This is a genomic window from Arthrobacter sulfonylureivorans, from assembly GCF_047607445.1.
Lineage (GTDB): Bacteria > Actinomycetota > Actinomycetes > Actinomycetales > Micrococcaceae > Crystallibacter > Crystallibacter sulfonylureivorans_A.
This window is the reverse complement of sequence record NZ_JBLKRT010000072.1, coordinates 1-4,127: the sequence shown is the minus strand read 5'-3', so window position 1 is coordinate 4,127 and position 4,127 is coordinate 1. Positions and strand designations below refer to the sequence as shown.

3 protein-coding genes and 1 pseudogene are annotated in these 4,127 nt (G+C 69.1%); 3 read left to right on the top strand and 1 reads right to left on the bottom strand.

Translation table 11 applies throughout. The annotated features are described in order from the left end of the window. The 3 genes and pseudogenes from ACMX2H_RS18730 to ACMX2H_RS18720 all read left to right on the top strand — a co-directional run. Positions 1 to 581, top strand: a pseudogene (locus tag ACMX2H_RS18730) (glycine dehydrogenase (aminomethyl-transferring)); the annotation flags it as partial. Positions 582 to 596: 15 nt separating this feature from the next. Next, complete coding sequence (gcvT, locus tag ACMX2H_RS18725) at positions 597 to 1,748, top strand: glycine cleavage system aminomethyltransferase GcvT (RefSeq protein WP_414962760.1); 1,152 nt, start codon at positions 597 to 599, stop codon at positions 1,746 to 1,748. Positions 1,749 to 1,834: 86 nt separating this feature from the next. Beyond that, complete coding sequence (locus ACMX2H_RS18720) at positions 1,835 to 3,262, top strand: L-serine ammonia-lyase (RefSeq protein WP_414962758.1); 1,428 nt, start codon at positions 1,835 to 1,837, stop codon at positions 3,260 to 3,262. On the opposite strand, the gene ACMX2H_RS18715 is transcribed toward ACMX2H_RS18720, so the two are convergent. Continuing rightward, entirely contained in the window at positions 3,259 to 3,891 is a 633-nt protein-coding gene (locus ACMX2H_RS18715) for a hypothetical protein (RefSeq protein ID WP_414962757.1), read from the bottom strand. The two genes, ACMX2H_RS18720 and ACMX2H_RS18715, sit on opposite strands and share 4 nt — an antisense overlap. Between the last annotated feature and the right edge of the window lie 236 nt (positions 3,892 to 4,127).

Genomic DNA, 4,127 nt, shown 5'->3' with positions numbered 1-4,127 from the left:
ACGTGGCCATGATGGGCGCGGAGGGGCTGACCGAGGCGACCAAGAGCGCGCTGCTGGCCGCCAACTACGTGGCCAAGCGGCTGAACGAGCACTTCCCGGTGCTCTACACCGGCAACGACGGCCTGGTGGCGCACGAGTGCATCCTGGACCTGCGCGAACTGACCGCCCGGTCCGGCGTGACCGCCGAGGACGTGGCCAAGCGCCTGATCGACTACGGCTTCCACGCCCCCACGCTGTCCTTCCCGGTGGCCGGCACCCTGATGGTGGAACCCACCGAGTCCGAGGACCTGGAAGAGATCGAGCGGTTCATCGACGCGATGATCTCCATCCGCGGCGAGATCGACCAGGTGCTCAACGGCGACTTCCCGCTCGAGAACAGCCCGCTGCGGCTGGCACCGCACACCACCGCCGCCGTGGTCAGCTCCGACTGGGACCGTCCCTACACCCGCGAACAGGCCGCCTTCCCGGTGCCCGGGCTGCAGGTGGACAAGTACTTCGCTCCGGTCGGACGGATCGACGGCGCCGCTGGCGACCGCCATCTGATCTGCAGCTGCCCGCCGCCCGAAGCGTTCGAGAACTAGGAAAGGTCTGCCCCCTTGACTACCGAGACCACCACCACGCCCAAGCACACCGCCCTCTACGCGGAACACGAGCGGCTGGGTGCTTCCTTCACCGACTTCGGCGGCTGGATGATGCCGCTGAAGTACAGCAGCGAATTGGCCGAGCACCGCGCCGTGCGCAACAGCGCCGGGCTCTTCGACCTCTCGCACATGGGCGAAGTCTGGATCACCGGCCCGGAGGCCGGAAAGTTCCTGGACTACGCCCTGGTCGGCAAGCTCTCCGCCGTCGCGGAGGGCCGGGCGAAGTATTCGCTGATCTGCAACGCCGAGGGCGGGATCATCGACGACCTGATTATCTACCGGCGTCCGGCGACCCAGGACGGGGACCGCTATTTGGTGGTGCCCAACGCCGGCAACGCCCCGACCGTCGCCGCGGAACTGGCGGCGCGGGCGAAGGGCTTCGACGTCACGGTGGAGGACGCCACGGCGGACACCTCGCTGGTGGCCGTCCAGGGTCCCAAGTCGGTGGAGATCCTGCTCCAGCTGGTGCCCGCGGCCCAGCACGGCACGGTGCGGGAGATGAAGTACTACTCCGCCGATGAGGTGGACTTCACGGTGGCCGGCGCGCCGCTCAAGCTGCTGCTGGCCCGCACCGGCTACACCGGCGAGGACGGCTTCGAGATCTACGTCCCGAACACCAACGCCGCTTCGCTCTGGAATGCCCTGCTGGAAGCCGGACAGAGCGTTGACCTGCTGCCGGCCGGACTGGCCTGCCGCGACTCGCTCCGGCTCGAAGCCGGGATGCCGCTGTATGGCAATGAACTGAGCCTGCAGGCCAGCCCCTTCGAGGCCGGGCTGGGCGGCGTGGTCTCGCTGAAGAAGGACAGCGACTTCGTGGGCCGTGCCGCCCTCGAGGCGCAGAAGGAAAAGGGTTCGGCCCGCAAACTGGTGGGCCTCAAGGGCGCCGGCCGGCGCGCCGGCCGCTCCCACTACCCGGTGCTCAAGGACGGCCAGACCATCGGCGAAGTCACCTCCGGCCAGCCCAGCCCCACGCTTGGCTACCCGATCGCGCTGGCCTACGTGGATGCCGAGTACGCCGAGCCCGGAACCCGGGTGGACGTGGACCTGCGCGGCAAGCCGGAACCGTTCGACGTCGTCGAACTGCCCTTCTACCGGCGGGAACAGTAACCGCTCCCGCCACCAGGCATCTGCCGTCCCCGCGGCCGCGGGGACGGCACCGCCGTACCTCCCACCCCCGAAAGGACAGGGATGACATGGCTGTAGGCGTTTTCGACCTTTTCTCCGTGGGCATCGGCCCCTCCAGTTCGCACACGGTGGGACCAATGCGCGCTGCCGCAGTGTTCGTGCGCGAGGTGGCCGTCGCCGGACTGCTGGAGAAAGTAGGCGGTCTCCGCGTGGATCTGTACGGTTCGCTGGCCGCCACCGGCCGCGGCCACGGCACCTTCACCGCCGTGCTGCTGGGGCTGGAGGGCTTCGAGCCGGAGGCGATCCTGCCGCAGCAAGTGGAGGAGCGGTTGGCGGACATCGACGCCACCGGCCGGCTGCAGTTGGGCGGGGAAGTGCCCGGCGCCACCGCGCGGCCGCTTGAATACGGCGTGCAGGACATGGTGCTGCACCCGCTGACCGTGCTGCCCCGGCACACCAACGGCATGCGTTTCCAAGCGCTGTCGGCACCGGACGACGGCGATGCCCACGTGCTGCACGAAGCCACCTTCTTCTCCGTGGGCGGCGGATTTATTGTCCGCGACGGCGAAGAGGAAGCTGCCCAGGAAGAACTGGACTCCTCCAAAGAGCAGCTGCCTTATCCGTTCCGCACTGCGGCCGAACTCTTGGAACACTGCCGCAGCACCGGACTGGGCATCAGCGACATCATGATGCTCAACGAGGAGGCTGCCCGCCCGCGCGAAGAGATCGAGGCCGGGCTGGTGCATATTTTCGACGTGATGGAGGAGTGCAAGGATTCGGCGATCCGCCGGGAAGGCGACCTGCCCGGGGGACTCAACGTCCGCCGTCGTGCACCGGGATGGCATGAGCGGCTGCGCAAGGAGGACCCCCACCGGGACCACAAGTACTGGCAGGAATGGGTGAACCTGGTGGCCCTGGCCGTGAACGAGGAAAACGCCTCCGGCGGCCGCGTGGTCACCGCGCCCACCAACGGCGCCGCCGGAATCATCCCGGCCGTGCTGTTCTACGCCACCCATTACGGCCCGGGCATGGAGCACGCCACCCGGGAGGACAAGGAGCAGGTGGTGGTGAAGTTCCTGCTGACTGCCGGAGCCGTCGGCGTGCTCTACAAGGAGCAGGCATCCATCTCCGGCGCCGAAGTCGGCTGCCAGGGTGAAGTCGGGTCGGCGTCTTCGATGGCGGCCGCCGGCCTGGCCGAAGTGCTCGGCGGAACCCCGATGCAGGTGGAGAACGCGGCCGAGATCGCGATGGAGCACAACCTGGGGCTGACCTGCGATCCGATCGGCGGGCTGGTGCAGATTCCGTGCATCGAGCGGAACGCGATCGGCGCCGCGAAAGCCGTGAACGCGGCCAAGATGGCGCTGATGGGCGACGGCACGCACCGGGTGTCGCTGGACCAGGTGATCGTGACCATGCGCGAGACCGGACGGGACATGAGCGACAAGTACAAGGAGACCGCCACCGGCGGCCTCGCCGTCAACGTGGTGGAGTGCTAGGAAGCCAGCTCATCCACGTCGAAGACGTCCCGGCTGTCCCGGTCGGCTAGGTCTGACCGGTGGACAGTCGGCGGGGCGGACGGACGCCGTGGCGGCACTGGCGGCCTGCGCGGAGCGGGTGGCTGGCGGAGAGCAGAAGGCTCGCGGTCACCGGGTTGCTGCTGGATTGGTCCCTGCCGTGAGGGCAAACGTTTGACCGGCCGCCGGTGCTCTGTTGCGTCCGGCTGCCGTCCGGCAGGCGGGGTGTCCCCGTCCCTGCGCAGCTGCCCTGCACCCGAGCGGAGCCGGCCCACACCGGCCTTGGCGGTGGTGCCGAGGCTGTTGGCCGCCGGGCCCAGCTTGCCGCCCAGTTCCTTGGCTCGGCCGGCAGCAGCCGCCCAGGGCACCGCGGCGACGGCCGAGCGGACGTAGCTGGCCGCGGAGGACAGCCGGTCCGCAGCCGGCCGCCGGTCCTGCGCCGCGGGCCGGTTGAGCAGCATGAAGATGGCCGAGAGCACGCCGATCGGGATGGAGACCAACACGGCCACGGCGCCGGCGTACATCGCCAGGAAAAGTTTGGTGGGGGAGTCGAACATGCCGGCGACAAACGCGGCGGCCCCCAGCAGCAGCCAGAGCCAGAAAATTGCCACGCAGATCAGGGTGGTTCGTGCCCTGCGGTAGGTACGAAGCGATCGCCCGCGCACTGTGTGCTTTGCCGCCTCCACCGCTTCCTGCTCCCCCGCAACAGCCCCACTCGCGGAGGCACCTGAGCACATTGTAAGTCGGCCGCGGCGCAGGATCGGGCAGGGCGCGCCGGGGCATTTGCCCGCGGGAATGCGGTGCCACCAGCGGCTGCGCCCGGACCGAGGGTTCAGCTGAGCCGGGG

Excerpts from the sequence above, each read along its gene's own strand:
- ACMX2H_RS18720 (WP_414962758.1), top strand. The coding sequence starts at position 1,835 with ATGGCTGTAGGCGTTTTCGACCTTTTCTCCGTGGGCATCGGCCCCTCC.